The organism is Sporosarcina sp. ACRSL (assembly GCF_022346605.1).
Taxonomy (GTDB): Bacteria; Bacillota; Bacilli; order Bacillales_A; family Planococcaceae; genus Sporosarcina.
Window position 1 is genome coordinate 203,132 of record NZ_JAKRNT010000005.1, and the last position, 16,304, is coordinate 219,435.

Consider the following 16,304-nt stretch of genomic DNA (forward strand, 5'->3'; position numbering starts at 1 on the left):
TTAGTTGTCATACACTCTAGAAGGCGTAACGATCCGACCAATTAAAGAAGAAGATTTGCATCGCATGTGGGAATTAAGCTTCAAAGAGAAGAATCCCGAGTGGAAGAAATGGGATGCCCCGTACTTTGAGCACGTGACGATGACGTACGAAGAGTTCCTGGAAAGGAAAGAGCAAATCGTCGATCAAGGCGATTACTGGGCCATCGAAGTGGACGGCGAGTTGATCGGCATGGTGAGCTACTATTGGGAGCACCAGCCGTCCCTCTGGCTTGAGATGGGCATTCTCATCTACGAGCCGAAATATTGGAGTGGCGGCTATGGAACGAAGGCGCTCACGATGTGGATCGATCATTTATTCAATGAAATGCCGCTCGTCCGCGTCGGCCTTACGACGTGGTCGGGTAACGCCCGGATGATCCGCGTCGCCGAAAAGCTCGGCATGACGATGGAAGCCCGCATCCGCAAAGTCCGCTATTGGGAAGGCGTCTACTACGACTCGATTCGGATGGGCATGCTTCGTGAGGAATGGGAAGCGCATAAAGCGAAATGAGATGGTCGAAAGTTAAGCAACTGGCGGAAGGATTGCTTTGCGAGTCGCTCAAAGGACGCATCGAATACCATTATGTCATCCACCGGAAAAGCCACGACCAACCGGGGACGTTCCGGATCACCTTTGACGGTAAGGAGATTTTTCGAGCTTCGGATATTCCCTACAACATCGCTGCCAATACTCGAGGTCAGGAATTAACTGAGGAGAGGGCACTCTCATTGAAATGGGATTCTGATTGGAAGAAGATGTGGGAATCAAATGAACTTAAGCAACTTCACGCCGCATATGATGATGCCGAAACAGAAGTGAGAGAGAGCGGCTTATATCCCGCATATGAAATCATCGGGCTACTGTTCGATTACATCCATATGGCCTTTGACAAAGCGCTCACCTATGAGCATCCTTTCATCCGGGCCATTGCCTTATTCGACCGGCGCCTCGGGAAAAGAAGATGGGCCAACATGAACGTTGAAGCAGAAGCAGACCTTGTAAGGGATTTTTACAAGCTTCGCATGAAAGCAGAAGAGGATCGTATGTCGTAATGACACACGATCCTCTTTTTTAATTCGATTTCCAGCTGTTCAAAATGTCATTCAATCGATTGGCAACCCATTCAATGTCATATCCTGCTTCGTTGAGGATTACTGTGTTATAGATTTCTTCGAGTCCAATCCGAAGCATATAGCAATAAATGACTTCTCTTGTTTCATCAGAAGTAATGTACTTCTTTTTCACTTCCTGAATGAGTGGTTGTAATTTATCTTCATTCCAAAAGAGTAAATTGGCTTTATCGTATAAATGGTCTCCGTACAATGCCAAGCTCCAATCGATGATGCCTGTTATTTGGTTATCCTCGGCCAATAAGTTGTATGAGCCTACATCTCCGTCGACAAGATGCTTTTTGGTGGAATTGATGCAGCTTATATGGGACCTCAACTCTTGAATGGCATGTTGAACAACATCCGAATCCAATCCCTTTTCCTCTAATGACGACCAATTATAAATGTCATTGTTGTAAACCGCCTTGATAAAATCGATCCAACTTGGGTAGGAAGCATTTCCTGTGCCATCAAAATAGCCATAGCCTTCCTTTTCTACTTCAATCGATTCCAACATTTCGAATGTTTGTAAGACAGCAGGGACGATGTCGAGTAATTGCTGGCTGTTGAGGTCAAACAATTTATTGCCTTCGATATATTCGGATATAGCGTAGGCTACCTCATCTGTCTCGTGAATCTCTACTACATGACGGACAGGCAACGTGTTAGAAAGTTTTTGATCAATGAACTGTTCTTTTTGAAAACCTTTAAGATTTCCTACTTGAAAAATAAACCGTTGCTTGCCTTGTTCGAAGAAGTACGTTTGGGAAGCGAGACCGCCAGTCAATTCTTTCACATTGATCGCTTCCGGGTAATGTGTTGTGATCAATGTTTTGATTTCCTCTATTGAAAGTTTCTTACTCATAACAGATTCTCCTTTAAAATGGATTTTCCCTAACAGCAACTCATCCAACGAGAGATTATAAATTTGGCTAAGTGAAATTATAGAGTCAATATCGGGATAGTTTTTACCAACTTCCCAATTCGATAATGTTTGTCGTGTGATATTCAGTTCCATGGCAACTTGCTCTTGTGTCAAACCTGATTTTTTTCTCCTGAGTTTTAATTTTTCTCCAAGATTCATTATCACCACCTCCTTAATTGAATCTTCTCAGAATTCAAAAGGTAAATCTAGCAAGCATTCATTGCATATAGCTGTTTAGTAAATAAAAATAATGAGTGATTACTCACTATACAATCCGATTTTCATAGAGTATACTAAAGTGAGTAATCACTCACTATGAAAAAGAGGTGACCATCAATGAATAAAAGTGAAGTATGCGTCTCTGTCCGCAACGTCTCCAAAAGCTTTGGCAAGCATCAAGTTCTGAAAGGGATTAACCTCGATATTTACGAAGGGGAGATCTTCGGCTTGCTTGGACCGTCCGGAGCGGGGAAGACGACATTGGTGAAGGAGTTGGCGGGACTCGACGAGCCGACGGAAGGGGAGAATTATTTATTTCAACAGAGGATGCCTTCGTTAGATCTGATTAGACGCATCGGGTATATGGCACAATCGGACGCACTATACGAGGAATTGTCGGCGAAGGAAAATCTCCAATTCTTCGCTGAACTGTATGGGTTAAAAGGAGAAAAACGAATGGAGCGAATCAGCAAAGTGATGGAGCTCGTCCAGCTTTCGGGTGACATGACGAAACTCGTGTCGAACTACTCGGGTGGAATGAAAAGAAGATTGTCGCTTGCGATTGCGCTTCTTCATGAACCGGAATTACTCATCCTCGACGAGCCGACCGTCGGAATCGATCCGGTCCTACGGAAAAGCATTTGGAAAGCATTTACCGATTTGAAGGCGGAAGGGAAGACGCTCATCGTTACGACCCACGTCATGGATGAAGCGGATAAATGCGATCGTCTCGGGCTGATCCGTGACGGCAAACTGATTGCGGTCGGCACGCCAGCTGAGCTGAAAAAGGAAACGAACTCTTCGACAATCGAGGAAGCGTTTCTTGTATTCGGAGGTGAGGAACGATGAGAGTGATGGCATTAGTGAAACGGATTCTCCGTCAACTCGTCCGGGATAAACGGACGATTGGACTGCTTATTTTCGCGCCGATTCTTGTGCTGACGATGCTTTATTTTGTCTTTAACGGTGAGGATTATATCCCGAAAATCGGGTTGGTCGATGTGCCGGAAATGCTCGCTGACCAAATCAACACAGAAGGTGCGCAAGTAACGTTCTTCGAAACGGAAACAAAAGCAAAGGAAAGCCTTGCCGCGCAGGAACTCGACGGCTATTTGAAGATTGAAGGCAATACTCCCGCCATCGTTCTTGAAGGAAGTGATCCAAGCGTCACGGGTGCCACGATGAAATGGCTACAGAACGCATTGCCGAAACCGCCGCAAGCAGTCGACATTCCCGAATTGGAAGTTACCTACTTGCACGGTTCAAGCGACATGGGGCAGTTTGATTATTTCGGTCCCGTCCTACTCGGATTTTTCGTGTTCTTTTTCGTCTTCCTCATCGCAGGCGTTTCATTTTTGCGCGAACGGACGACGGGCACACTCGAACGACTTCTCGCTAGCCCATTGCGGAAATGGGAAATCGTTGCCGGCTACGTCATCGGCTTTGGACTTTTCACGACAATCCAGTCTACAATAATAACAGCGTATGCGATTTATGTGCTCGGCATGGTGATGGAAGGGGCCTTCATATACGTGCTCCTAATCATCCTCATCCTAGCAATGACTGCGCTGACGCTTGGCATCCTACTTTCATCATTCGCCCATAACGAACTGCAAATGATGCAATTCATCCCGATTGTCGTCGTGCCGCAAGTGTTCTTTTCCGGCCTGTTCAACTTGGAGACGATTGCCGAGTGGCTCAGCTGGATCAGCTACTTTACACCTCTTTATTATGCCGCTGAAGCGTTACGCGACGTCATGGTAAGAGGTGCCGGATTTGGCGACATCATGATAAACCTGTTCATACTTGCAGGATTCTGCCTGCTATTCATTGGAATGAACATCGCCGTTCTACGCAAATATCGCAAAATTTAGGAGGGACTCATGAAAGACGAAAATATGTTTGAAGAACTACTGCAGGAAGACGACAGCTTAACAGAAAAACAGCGGCAAATCCTCATCGCAGCTACTGAAATGTTCGCAGAAAAAGGCTTTGCCGCGACATCAACAAATGAAATCGCCAAAAAAGCAGGGGTCGCAGAAGGTACAATCTTCCGCCATTACAAGACGAAAAAGGACCTCCTGCTTTCCATTGTCACACCAATGATGCTCAAAATGCTTGGTCCCATCATTTTGAAAGACTTGAATAAAGTGCTGAACAAAGATTTCGAGCACTTCGAAGACTTCGTACGCGCGATGATCAAAAACCGCCAGGAATTCCTTGAGAAAAACTTGAAAGTCGTCCAAATCTTTCTCCAGGAAGTCCCGTTCCACCCCGAACTGAAAGAGCAATTCATCGAGCACATCGGAAAAAAAGTAATCAACCGCTTGATTCAGATTATCGAACACTACCAATCGAAAGGCCAGATCGTCAAGTTGCCCGCAACAACCGTCATCCGCCTCGCAGCTCCGACAATCATGGGCTTCTTCGCCACAAAATACGTCCTCGGCGTAAAATGGGATGACGAGGAGGAAATCAATCGAATGATCCACTTCCTCAAAAAAGGCCTTGCCCCGGAGGAATGAATGAAAAGAAGGTCTCGCACCTTCTTTTTTTGTTGGAAACCCGCATAAATCCGTCCAGATGCGCATAAATAGAGAAATCTACGCATTAATCCATCAAGCTACGCATAAATAAAGAAATCGACGCATAAACCAAGAAATCTACGCATAACTCTGTCCAGATGCGCATAAATCAAGAAATCTACGCATAACTCTGTCCAGATGCGCATAAATCAAGAAATCTACGCATAAATCCGTCCGGCTACGCATAAATCATGAAATCAATGCATAAACCGTGCCAGATACGCATAAATCCCTGTATCCGCGCATAACCATGAAAACATTTCCATCCTACATTCACAACCAACTCCAACAATGTTACAATTGATGAAAATATAACCAATCCTAATGGCGGTCCATCTCCAAAGCTCAACATCCGCCGCGGAATAGATCCTAGGGGGGTTACGAAAACATGCCAGTATACAACGTAATGGAAGAAGTCGTCCAAGCCGTATTGCAACAATACAAAAAAGAACTTCAACTGAATTGCGATTGTGACAGATGCAAAGACGACATCATGGCAATCGCACTCAACGAGCTCAAGCCACAATACATCGTCAACGAAAAACATAGCCCGTACATCCGTGCCGCCCACGTCGCCGATCGGCAAGCCGCCACGAACATCCTCTCCACCGTCGTAAAAGCAGCACGAATCGTCTCCGCATCACCCCGCTGCGAAAACACAAAAAAAGAGTAGGCCGGGAGAAATCCCGAGCCTACTCACTTCGAAAACAACGACATCACACTATGGATATTCTGATTCACCTGTTTCACAAGCAAATGATCGCCTTGCTGACGAATGTCCAAATTGACGAAGTTCATCATTTCCTTCGCCATATCCGTATCCTCCAGCAACGAAAGCGACTTCGTCAAATTATTCTCGAACGTTAAAGCATTCGTCAAATGATGCTCGACGGCTTCCATGTTTGATCCGATTCGCGTCAAATGACTTGAAACCGTTTTAATTGCGTCATCGATTTTTGTAATTAACGATTCTGCAAGATCCCGCAACTCCAACGAAGCACCTTTAAGGTCAAGCGCTTCCGAACTAACATCCACAAGCGTAATCTGCATCTGCTGCCCGGGATTCGCCCCAACTTGCAACGTCAACGAACCGTTCTGCCCCAAAATCTTCTTCGTATTGAACTCAAGTTTCGTCGCCGTATCATCTACTGCCTCAAGTAACTGATCAAGCTCCAATTGACTCGCCGCCCGGTCATTCACCGTCAGCGTATCATTCGAACTCATGACCGCAAGCTCGCGCGCCCGCTGCAGCAGGCCATTCACATTGTTCAGCCCTTCATTCGAAGCCTCCAGCAAAGACAGCCCATCCTGCATATTGCTCTGCGCCCGCGAAATCCCGCGGATCTGTGCACGCATCGTCTCTGATATCGACAGCCCCGACGCATTATCGCTGCCTTTCGCAATCTTCGTTCCAGACCCGAGCTTCAACAAACTCTTCTCGATCTGGCCCGCATTCCGCATCGATCGGTTTGCCGAAACCGCAATATGCTCTGAACTCAAAACACGCATTCCATCACCCCAATTCCAACATTCGTCAACTTCTCTTTTTATATCGGCTCCAAATCATTCAAATGAACAGAAAAAAGCCGATACTAAAGAAAAAGCGACAGGGGAATTACTCATGACAACCGTAGACATCGAAAAAGCGATCCAAATCTACAAAGAAGCAAGCGCATCAACACTTTCCATGATGGAATACGTCCTTCTCCTGCTTAACGAATTCCAAAAAAACGTCCAGCATTGCAAGCAGGCAATAGAAGCAGGCGACAACGACGAACGTGACCGAACACTGAAAAAAGCCCAAGACTTCCTCTTCGAATTGATGACGACGACCGACCACGAAGCAGAACGAAGCGACCGGCTAATGGTCATTTACCTACATATGAACCAATGCCTAGTCCAGACGCATATGGCCAAAACAGATGACCTGCTCGGCCATGTCGAAGAAATAACCGTTCAGCTAATCGCGTCATGGCAAGTCGCAAAGCAAGTAACGCGACGCAGAAATTTCACGACGGACCGCCTTTGAAGGAGAAGTTTCCGGGTGAATACGAGAACTTATTCCGTATTTACGAGAAGTTTCCGGGTGAATATGAGAACTCTTTTGGCACTTACGAGAACTTCCCGTTAGAATATGAGAACACTTTCCGTAGTTACGAGAAGTTTCCGGGTGAATATGAGAACTCTTTGCGCAGTTACGAGAACTTCCCGTTAGAATATGAGAACTCTTTCCGTATTTACGAGAAGTTTCCGGGTGAATATGAGAACACTTTTGGCACTTACGAGAACTTCCCGTTAGAATATGAGAACTCTTTCCGTAGATACGAGAAGTTTCCGGGTGAATATGAGAACTCTTTGCGCAGTTACGAGAACTTCCCGTTAGAATAAGAGAACTCTTTCCGTAGTTACGAGAAGTTTCCGGGTGAATATGAGACTCTTTGCGCAGTTACGAGAACTCCCAGGAACACACGGCATTTGCGATTCCCGGGACGTCCCGTTATCATCTCCCTTTGAACAACGGTTTCCGCTTCTCCGCAAACGCAGCTAGCGCCTCCAACCGGTCCTCCGTCGGAATGGTGATTTCATACGCCTTCCGCTCGATTGCAAGCCCGGTTTGCAAATCGGTGTTCATTCCATGCCTAATGGCAAATTTAGCCTGCTGCAACGCAATTGGACCGTTTGCGAGCAGCTGCTCTGTAAATCGGTCCACCGTCTCCTTCAAACCGTCTGCAGTAGCCACACCCGTCACCATGCCATACAAATACGCCTCATCCGCCTTTAATCGCTTCGCCGTTAAAATAAGCTCCATCGCTTTCGCTTCGCCAATGAGCCTCGGCAGCCGCTGCGTTCCGCCAGCTCCCGGAATGATCGCAAGCCCCGTTTCCGTCAGCCCCATGACAGCCGTGTCCGCTGCGAACCTGAAATCACACGCAAGCGCAAGCTCCATTCCGCCGCCGAATGCATAGCCATTCAACATCGCAATCGTCGGCTGCGGCAAATTCTCCACCATCGTAAACACTTCGCCGATTTTATAAATATTCCGTTTTACTTGTGAATCCGTCAGCTGCCGTCTTTCCTTCAAATCGGCCCCCACGCTGAATGCCCGGTCCCCAGCCCCTGTAAAAATGACAACCCGGATATCGGGATTGATGCGGATTGACTCGATTACTTGTCCTAGTTCTGTAAGCATATTGTAATTGAAAGCATTCATCGCTTCCGGGCGGTGGAGCGTCACCTTTGCGATATGTCCTTGTTGTTCAAATAATAGCGTTTCCATTGTTTGTCTCCTCCCATTCCCTAACTTTCTTACAACATATCATTTTTCACAACTTCAATCTATTAAAATAGTTTGAAAATTTATAGTCAAAGAGGACTAGTTTTGGTATACTGTTTGCATTGAGGGGTGGGAGAATGGAAGTGCATATATTTGTAGGCAGACAGCCGATCTTAGACAGTGAAGGTCGCATCTATGGATACGAATTACTTTATCGGAATAGTGAGCGGAATAGCTTTCCGAACATCGATCCCGAACAGGCGACGATCCAATTGCTTGTCAATACGTTTCTGTCGATCGGCGTCGATCAGATCTCGGGAAACTCGAAGTCTTTCATTAATTTTTCCGGTGATCTGCTTATCAAAGATATTTTTTCAAGCTTGAAGCCGGAGTATGTCGTCATCGAAATTTTAGAAGACGTCGAAATTACACCGACACTCATTTCGAGAATTAAGGAAATCAAACAAGATGGATTTCAGCTTGCGCTTGACGACTTTATCTTGCAAGACCAATATGCCTTACATAACGAACTGTTCGATCTCATCGATTACGTGAAAGTGGATTTCCTCAATGTCGATGAAGAGGGCAGAAAAACGATCGAAAGATTCATAAAAAAATATCCGCATATTAAGATGCTTGCGGAAAAAATTGAAACTGAGGAACAATTCCAGCAAGCGAAAATAAGCGGATATGACCTTTTCCAAGGTTATTTCTTCGCTAAACCCGATATCATTAAAGGCGTCGAAATACCCGCGAACCTCAATTTGCATATGCAAATCATTAACAGGTTGAATGACAACGCTCCGAACATTGACGAAATCGCAACTCTAATCCTCCATGACATTTCACTCACATACAAATTATTGCGATTCATTAATACACTCAATTTCAGCATCCCGAAAAGTGTCGGCTCCGTCAAACAGGCAATCGTCCTGATTGGATTACGTGAACTGCGTAGATGGATGCGGATTTTAATGCTGCAAGATATTAGCGATCATTCATCAAGTGGCCGCATTAAAGCGCTTGTTTCTTATTCGATGTCACGAGCCAAAATGTGTGAACTCGTCGCAGTCCGTATGGGGTATCCGAACGGCGACGAACATTTCTTTGTCGGATTGTTCTCGTTGCTGGACGCCATTATGAAGCGCAGCTGGAACGATATATTGCCAATGTTCCCATTCTCCGAGAAAGTGGCGGAAACGTTACTTGGCAAGAAGACGAGCATGACGACTTACTTGGAGCTCGCCATTGCTACGGAACGATTCGATTTGGAGAAAATCGAGAAAATCAGTAAACAGCTTGGGATATCGAAAGAAGAGATTGCATTGTTTTCCAATAAAGCAAACCAGTGGGCACAGATGATTGAAAGATGAACTCTATGTCATTTCTTTTCACCTGCATTTTTAGTAGAATAGTCTGCAGGAGTTGATAAGAAAATGAAGACAGCTATTGTTACAGACAGCACGGCATACTTGCCTCCATACATAGTGGAAAAACTCGATATCCACGTCATCCCGTTGACGGTGACGATCGACGGACAAGCTTACGAGGAAGAAGTCGATCTCACAACAGAGGAATTTTACGATAAAGTGCGCGGGGAAGGCCCATTGCCAAAAACGTCCCAGCCACCGATCGGGAAATTCGCCAAGCTATTCGAATCGTTGAAAGCGGATCATGACGCGATTATTTCTATCCATCTATCAAGTGGCATAAGCGGTACATACACAGGTGCCGTCCAAGCTGGGGAAATGGTAGGAGGCGTCGACGTCCGCGCATTCGACTCGGAACTGTCTTGCTATATGCAAGGCTTCTACGTCATCCGTGCAGCGGAAATGTCGAAAGACGGTGCCAGCCCCGACGAAATAATGGCGGAGCTCGAAGAAATGAAAAAGACGATGCGCGCCTATTTCATAGTGGACGACCTCGCACATCTACAGCGTGGCGGCAGACTATCAGGCGCACAAGCATTGATAGGTGGATTACTGCAAGTGAAGCCGATTCTTCACTTCCAAGAGAAAGTCATCGTCCCATTCGAAAAGATTCGTACTCGTAAAAAGGCGATGAAACGAATTGCGGACATGCTTGCGGAAGACGCGGCAATCATGCCACTAGAAGCAGCGATTATCCATGCCAACCAGCCGGAAGAAGCGGAAGCGTGGAAGGCAGAACTTGAAGAACGCCTGCCGGACGTCAAGTTCACGATCAGCCACTTCGGCCCGGTGATTGGAACGCATTTAGGCGAGGGGGCAATGGGGCTTGGATGGGTGAAACGGAGGGCGTGATTTGATGAGTGATCATAAATCGTGGCAAGTGATCATAAACACTGTCCGAGCGCTCATAAATCGGAATAAGTGATCATAAACGCCGTCCGAGCGCTCATAAATCATAATAAGTGATCATAAATCTTCCATCACTTATCTAAATCATTAGTTTGTCAAAGGCATTTAGCACGGCACAAAGTTTCGTTCAATGAAAAACCCGCCGCGCACAACAACAAATAACAAAACTGGGGGTGGAGACATGACAAAACCATTCAATCCGGCAATCCGTGATTTCCTGGAAGGCCGCATTTGGCTGCGCATGCACACCCCTTTTCCACGTGAAGAAATTGACGCGCTCATCAAAGGAGGCCATATCGATACAATCAAAGGTATTGAATCAAAACCGTCTTTTCTCAATCAAAAACAACATTTCTGCAACCGTTGTGAAAACGATGATCAGACTAGATTCACAACGTTCTACTGTGCGAAATGCGAAGGGTCGTGCACGTATTGCCGACAATGCTTGAAAATGGGGCGGGTTTCGTCTTGTACAGAACTCATCGTCTGGAAAGGAGAGAAACCGGAATACTCGACGGACCATACAATCGCTTGGCAAGGTACACTGACACCGCTTCAGCAAAAAGCTTCCGAGGAATTAACGCAAAGCCAAGAAAAGAAAGTTTCCCATCTAATCTATGCCGTATGTGGATCGGGGAAGACAGAAATAATGTTCCAGCCAATCCATAAGCTACTCATGGAAGGAAAACGTGTTTGCATCGCCGCGCCCCGCGTCGACGTCATCCTCGAACTCGAACCGCGCCTCCGTGCTGCATTTCCGGAAACGAAAATCGAAGCTTTATCCGGCGGTGCCAAGCCAGCTATGGAAGCCTCGCATCTCGTCCTTGCGACAACCCATCAGCTGTACAGATTCCGGCATGCATTCGATGCCGTCTTCGTCGACGAAGCGGACGCCTTCCCATACAAGGCAGATGCGACATTGCAACGAGCCGTGAAAAAAGCCGTCAAACCTGGATCCCCCGTCCATTACGTTACCGCAACGCCTTCAGACAAACTCCTCTTAGAAACGAAACGGACCGGCTTCGTCTCGATCATCAATCGTCGCTATCATGGCCATCCATTACCAGTCCCAACCTTCAGCCCGCTATGGAATTACGAAAAGCAAATCCGGAAAGGAAAACTTCCGAAAAAACTCATCGATTGGACGGAGCAACGACTCATGCGGAACGAACCATTCCTCATCTTCTTCCATCATATTGGCTTAATGGAGGAAGCGGAGCCTTTATTCCAACTCATCGACCCGCGCATCCGGTCCGTCCATGCCTCGCACCCAGACCGAAAAGAGCATGTACAAGAATTGCGGAATAAAGAACTGCCTGGACTGCTTACGACAACAATTTTGGAACGTGGGATTACCATTCCGAATGTCCAAGTGGCGGTCGTTGGGGCCGAGCAGAAAATTTTCGACAAAGGGGCACTCATTCAGATTGGTGGCCGTGTCGGACGTTCGGTCGATTATCCAACAGGTGATTTCATCCTGTTCCATAACGGCATCACGTACGCGATGGACGAAGCGAAAGCTGAAATCCTCAAGTTGAATAAAGGAGGAGTCCGTACATGAATTGCCTCCTTTGCGAACAAAAACTCGCTTCAATCCCGAGCTGGCAGTCCCTATTCGACATTGAAACGTCATCATTAATTTGCGGAAACTGTTCAAAAAGCTTCGAACGTGTCGACATAAAAGAGGAAGGCGATATCGTCGATCACATCACTTCCATCTATACATACAACGAGCCGATGCGCGAATATCTCCACCAATTTAAATTCCTTCAGGACGTCGCGCTTGCAGGTGTCTTTGCGAATGAGCTGCGAGGGGAGCTCGCCCGAAAAGACGCCATCATCGTGCCGATTCCGATGCATCCAAAAAAGAAAATCGAACGGACTTTTGCACACGTCGAAGAAATGTTGGTGGCGGCAGGCATTCCATTCGAAGATCTGCTCATGAAGACGAACACCGAAGTGATGGGGGAGAAGACGAGGGAAGAGCGGCTTGCGATGCAGAATTTATTCGTAATTAAACCCGGAAGCGACATTCAAAATACGACGTATATACTCGTCGATGATATTTACACAACAGGCACGACACTACGTCAAGCTGCTGCTGTCCTAAAGGAAGCCGGCGCTGATCGAGTGGAAGCAGTTACACTTATCCGTGCCGAAAACTAGGAGGAACAAAAATGGCTGAATTACGAAATTGCCCGACATGCGGAGAGTTTTTCAATTACACAGGTATCCGCGAAGTATGCGCTAACTGCGCTCGCGATGAAGAGAAAATGTACGAGGAAGTATACCGTTTCCTCAGAAAACGCGAAAACCGCGCCGCGACTATCGAACGAATCGTCGAAGTGACAGGCGTCACTGAAACATTGCTCCATAAATGGGTGAGAAAAGGCCGCCTGCAACCGGCACTATTCCCGAACCTCGGCTACCCATGCGACAACTGCGGCAAACTGACAACAAAAGGGAAGCTTTGCGTCAACTGCACTGAAGAACTAAAAAGCGGTCTGCGCCAATTTGAAGCCGCTCAAGAATTCAGGGAAGCTATCAAAAGAAATGAAACTGGCACATACTTAGCCGAGCGCAAGCAAGATGAGTAAGGAATCAATCGTACTCAGACCATTGCGGATCGATGATTACGAAACCGTCCTGAAGTGGAGCAAGGACGATCAGTTCTGTTCCGCAAATGACTGGGAGAGGAACCGCGATGAAGAAGAGCTGCGTCAATGGTGGATTTTTTGTGTAAACAATAGAGCAGATGATTTCATCAGAATGGGAATCGAATTAGATGGAAAAATGATCGGCTATGCAGACTTGGCAAATATAGAAGGAAACACCGCTGAAATCGGCATCGCAATCGGCGAAAGCTCGCTATGGGGACGAGGCATTGGCTATCACGCAGCGCAGAGATTAATGGAATACGCATCCACGAAACTAGGAATCACCGTTTTTACTGCAGAAACTCACGAAACGAATAAGCGGTCTCGGAAAATGCTGGAGAACTTAGGGTTCGAGGAAACAAGTAGAATTGGTACCGAAGAATATTTGGGAGAAGAGACTCAGCTTATTCAATATAGTCTGACCCAAAACGCAGAAAACCCAACAATTGCGCATAAATCGCAGAATACACGCATAAATCCTTCAAAATACGCATAAGTGCTTACAGATACTCATAAATGCCAAAACGTACGCATAAATCTCAACAAATGCGCATAAACGCCGCAACCGACTTGCACAAGTCGGTTTTTTCTTCATCTAATAGGAAATAATAAGCACGGAAACCCCAAGGAAAAAAGCACATTTCCGGTTTTCGTCCAAAAGCCCCTAAACGTTGTCACAAATCTGCCGAAATAAAGACTAAGAGCATAATGAAACCGAAAGGAGCGAGGAAAAATGAAAATAAGTAAAATCAACATCCCGGCCATTAACCCGTACCGCACAAACCAATTGAAAGCGGAACAGGTGAAGGAACAGGCGAAAATCAAAACGGATAAACTTGAAATCTCATCCGAAGCGAAAAAACTTTCAGAAACTTCACCGATTACGACGGAACGAAATGAACGTGTGCAACAATTGAAAGCCCAAATCGAATCAGGGAACTACAAAATCGAGTATGAAAAACTCGCTGCCAACCTGATCAAGTACTACAAAAAATAAACGAAGACGAAAGCAGGGGTCTCCATGTCTATCCCAACAATCCTTTCCATACTCGACAACTTGGAAAAACTGCATAAGAGCCTACTGCGCATTGCAAATGAAAAAACTACGCTTATTAAAAGCGGCGACATCAACGGCATCGACCAGCTCATGAAAGACGAGCAGGCACATCTTGCTGCCATCGTCCAAATGGACAACGACCGGCAAAAAGCGGTCATCGCCTACTTGAAGGGACAAGGACGGCCCGTACCGATGAACCCGACAATCTCCAACTTAATCGAAGCAACGCCCGAACCGGAAAACAAACAACTAACGGAGGCGAAGGACCGTCTCCTGCATGCGATTCATGAATTGAAAGCGCAGAACGACTTGAACCAAAAACTAACTTACCAATCCCTTCAATTCGTGAATCTATCGCTGGACATGATCCGCCCACGCCCGGAATCGGCGACCTACTCAAAAACAGAAATCAACGGCAAAAAAGAGACGAAGGACATACCAAACTTCGACTCGCAAGCCTAAGGAGGAACACTCACCATGCGCTCCACATTCATGGGACTCGAAACAAACAAACGCGGCTTGTTCACACAACAATCCGGCTTATATACAACCGGTCACAACATCAGCAACGCCAACACACCCGGCTACTCCCGCCAACGCGTCAACATGCAAGCAACAGCGGGCTTCCCAGGCGTAGGTCTCAACACACCAACAATGCCCGGCTTCCTTGGGACAGGAGTTGAAGCTGGTTCTATCCAGCGTATCCGTGATTCGTTTGTCGACCAGCAGTTCAGACAGGAATCTAATAAGCTTGGGTATTGGGAATCAAAATCAAAAGCCATCTCCCAGATGGAAGATGTTTTGAATGAACCATCAAACTATGGTCTTCAAAAATCGCTTAGTGAATTTTGGCAGTCACTGAACGACCTTGCCGTCAACCCGAAAAATGGCGGAGCGCGGGATGTCGTCGTCCAACGTGGAGAGGCTGTTGCTGATTCATTCAACTATCTCCATAGTTCATTAACACAGATACAAAAGGATATTGGCAGTGAGATTGGAATAGCAATGGAGGACGTAAACTCAATCCTTGATCAAATTGCGAAACTAAATGGACAAATTGCCCAAGTAGAACCGAACGGCTACTTGCCAAATGATTTGTATGATGCACGTGATAATTTATTGGATCAATTATCCGCCTATTTTCCAGTCAAGACAGAGAAGGTTGAATCCGGCGGAAGGGCTTTGAAAATAGCAGAAGGCACACTTACGGTGACAGTAACATTCGGCGGTAAGGAAATAAAAGTGGTTGAAGGTTCGAAGTATGCACAGTTTAGAACAGAGGGAGCAGATGTTAAGAATAAGACAACTCCAAGCGCGTCTCCTTTTGCAGGCTTCTATTTAGTTGATGGAAAGTCCGTTGAAGAAGGAGTCGAGAAGTTTGTCAATCTGAATTTATCTGACAGCCAAACCAAAGTCGACCCTATTACCTTCGCAAAATCAAAGGACGTGGGAAAAATTAATTCCCTGATCACTTCTTTCGGCTACCAGGTTGATAACAATGAACTCAGGGGTCTTTATCCGGAAATGATTGAAAACCTGAATGAAATGGCGAGAAAGTTTGCTGAGAAGTTTAACGAGATTCATAGTAGCGGCTACGAATTGAACAGTGGAACGCATGGCGATAATTTCTTCATAGGCTACACGGAGGACCTTAATAACCCCGCTGATCCATATGATTATAGCCAAATGACTGCAGCAGATATTAAGGTGAATGGCGAAATTCAAAAGAACTCGGATAAACTGGCAGCTTCTTTAAAACCTAACGAAGAAGGCAACGGAGATAATGCGAAAAATCTTGCCCGTATGCAATTTGAATCCTTAATAGGAGAGTCAACTATTCAATCCTATTTCCAAGGGGTCATAGGAAAGCTAGGAGTTGAAGGGCAGAATGCTTCGAAGATGGCATTCAATTCAGGTGCACTGCTCGGAGCGGTCGAACATCGAAGAGCATCCATCAGCTCAGTTTCCTTGGACGAAGAGATGACAAACATGATCCAGTTCCAGCAAGCGTACAACGCATCTGCCAGAATGATTACAGTAATTGATGAAACATTAGATAAAATTATCAACGGCATGGGTGTAGTCGGCAGATAATGGGG

Annotated in this window: 20 protein-coding genes; 17 read left to right on the top strand and 3 right to left on the bottom strand. The window is 46.1% G+C overall.

The window, feature by feature from the left end:
* Positions 1-4: 4 nt before the first annotated feature.
* Positions 5-550 carry a GNAT family N-acetyltransferase gene (locus MHZ92_RS09365; protein WP_255723455.1) on the top strand — a complete coding sequence of 182 codons (546 nt, stop codon included), beginning with the start codon at positions 5-7 and terminating at the stop codon, positions 548-550.
* Positions 547-1,092, top strand: a complete 546-nt coding sequence (locus MHZ92_RS09370) for an SF0329 family protein (protein ID WP_239431421.1) — start codon at positions 547-549, stop codon at positions 1,090-1,092. The genes MHZ92_RS09365 and MHZ92_RS09370 overlap by 4 nt, the downstream gene beginning before the upstream one ends.
* A gap of 19 nt (positions 1,093-1,111) precedes the next feature.
* Here MHZ92_RS09370 and MHZ92_RS09375 read toward each other — a convergent pair whose 3' ends face one another.
* Positions 1,112-2,233, bottom strand: a complete 1,122-nt coding sequence (locus MHZ92_RS09375; RefSeq protein WP_239431422.1) for a helix-turn-helix domain-containing protein — start codon at positions 2,231-2,233, stop codon at positions 1,112-1,114.
* 177 nt (positions 2,234-2,410) lie between these two features.
* Between MHZ92_RS09375 and MHZ92_RS09380 the strand changes: the two genes are divergently transcribed.
* From MHZ92_RS09380 to MHZ92_RS09395, 4 genes are all read left to right on the top strand, one after another.
* The gene (locus MHZ92_RS09380) at positions 2,411-3,142 is read left to right on the top strand and encodes an ABC transporter ATP-binding protein (RefSeq protein WP_239431423.1); all 732 of its coding nucleotides are present in this window, start codon (positions 2,411-2,413) and stop codon (positions 3,140-3,142) included.
* Positions 3,139-4,167, top strand: a complete 1,029-nt coding sequence (locus MHZ92_RS09385) for an ABC transporter permease (RefSeq protein ID WP_239431424.1) — start codon at positions 3,139-3,141, stop codon at positions 4,165-4,167. Before MHZ92_RS09380 ends, MHZ92_RS09385 begins: the two co-directional genes overlap by 4 nt.
* Before the next feature lie 9 nt (positions 4,168-4,176).
* Positions 4,177-4,818 (top strand): TetR/AcrR family transcriptional regulator, encoded by a 642-nt coding sequence (locus MHZ92_RS09390; protein ID WP_239431425.1) that lies wholly within the window; start codon positions 4,177-4,179, stop codon positions 4,816-4,818.
* 448 nt (positions 4,819-5,266) lie between these two features.
* A complete protein-coding gene (locus tag MHZ92_RS09395; protein WP_239431426.1) occupies positions 5,267-5,551 on the top strand; it encodes a late competence development ComFB family protein in 285 nt (94 codons plus the stop codon).
* 23 nt (positions 5,552-5,574) lie between these two features.
* Here MHZ92_RS09395 and MHZ92_RS09400 read toward each other — a convergent pair whose 3' ends face one another.
* Positions 5,575-6,387: a flagellin gene (locus MHZ92_RS09400; protein ID WP_239431427.1), complete on the bottom strand. Its 813-nt coding sequence runs from the start codon at positions 6,385-6,387 to the stop codon at positions 5,575-5,577.
* Positions 6,388-6,499: 112 nt separating this feature from the next.
* Here MHZ92_RS09400 and MHZ92_RS09405 point away from each other — a divergent pair, with 112 nt between their 5' ends.
* Entirely contained in the window at positions 6,500-6,907 is a 408-nt protein-coding gene (locus MHZ92_RS09405; RefSeq protein WP_239431428.1) for a flagellar export chaperone FliS, read from the top strand.
* A complete protein-coding gene (locus MHZ92_RS09410; RefSeq protein WP_239431429.1) occupies positions 6,850-7,266 on the top strand; it encodes a hypothetical protein in 417 nt (138 codons plus the stop codon). Before MHZ92_RS09405 ends, MHZ92_RS09410 begins: the two co-directional genes overlap by 58 nt.
* A gap of 112 nt (positions 7,267-7,378) precedes the next feature.
* Here the strand turns inward: MHZ92_RS09410 and MHZ92_RS09415 are convergent, their stop codons facing one another.
* Positions 7,379-8,155, bottom strand: coding sequence for an enoyl-CoA hydratase-related protein (locus MHZ92_RS09415; RefSeq protein ID WP_239431430.1), 777 nt, complete (start codon positions 8,153-8,155; stop codon positions 7,379-7,381).
* A 134-nt stretch (positions 8,156-8,289) separates the two neighbouring features.
* On the opposite strand from MHZ92_RS09415, the gene MHZ92_RS09420 reads away from it, so the two are divergent.
* From MHZ92_RS09420 to flgK, 9 genes are all read left to right on the top strand, one after another.
* On the top strand, positions 8,290-9,525 hold the full coding sequence (locus tag MHZ92_RS09420; RefSeq protein WP_239431431.1) for an EAL and HDOD domain-containing protein: 1,236 nt from the start codon (positions 8,290-8,292) through the stop codon (positions 9,523-9,525).
* Between the two features lie 63 nt (positions 9,526-9,588).
* Positions 9,589-10,434, top strand: coding sequence for a DegV family protein (locus MHZ92_RS09425; protein WP_239431432.1), 846 nt, complete (start codon positions 9,589-9,591; stop codon positions 10,432-10,434).
* 238 nt (positions 10,435-10,672) lie between these two features.
* Positions 10,673-12,052 (top strand): DEAD/DEAH box helicase, encoded by a 1,380-nt coding sequence (locus tag MHZ92_RS09430; protein WP_239431433.1) that lies wholly within the window; start codon positions 10,673-10,675, stop codon positions 12,050-12,052.
* A complete protein-coding gene (locus tag MHZ92_RS09435) occupies positions 12,049-12,657 on the top strand; it encodes a ComF family protein (protein WP_239431434.1) in 609 nt (202 codons plus the stop codon). The genes MHZ92_RS09430 and MHZ92_RS09435 overlap by 4 nt, the downstream gene beginning before the upstream one ends.
* A gap of 11 nt (positions 12,658-12,668) precedes the next feature.
* Positions 12,669-13,088: a TIGR03826 family flagellar region protein gene (locus MHZ92_RS09440; RefSeq protein WP_239431435.1), complete on the top strand. Its 420-nt coding sequence runs from the start codon at positions 12,669-12,671 to the stop codon at positions 13,086-13,088.
* Complete coding sequence (locus MHZ92_RS09445) at positions 13,081-13,644, top strand: GNAT family N-acetyltransferase (RefSeq protein ID WP_239431436.1); 564 nt, start codon at positions 13,081-13,083, stop codon at positions 13,642-13,644. The genes MHZ92_RS09440 and MHZ92_RS09445 overlap by 8 nt, the downstream gene beginning before the upstream one ends.
* A 237-nt stretch (positions 13,645-13,881) precedes the next feature.
* Positions 13,882-14,145 carry a flagellar biosynthesis anti-sigma factor FlgM gene (gene flgM, locus MHZ92_RS09450; protein WP_239431437.1) on the top strand — a complete coding sequence of 88 codons (264 nt, stop codon included), beginning with the start codon at positions 13,882-13,884 and terminating at the stop codon, positions 14,143-14,145.
* A 24-nt stretch (positions 14,146-14,169) separates the two neighbouring features.
* Positions 14,170-14,667 (top strand): flagellar protein FlgN, encoded by a 498-nt coding sequence (locus MHZ92_RS09455; protein ID WP_239431438.1) that lies wholly within the window; start codon positions 14,170-14,172, stop codon positions 14,665-14,667.
* A gap of 15 nt (positions 14,668-14,682) precedes the next feature.
* The gene (flgK, locus tag MHZ92_RS09460; protein ID WP_239431439.1) at positions 14,683-16,299 is read left to right on the top strand and encodes a flagellar hook-associated protein FlgK; all 1,617 of its coding nucleotides are present in this window, start codon (positions 14,683-14,685) and stop codon (positions 16,297-16,299) included.
* The last annotated feature ends 5 nt before the right edge of the window (positions 16,300-16,304 follow it).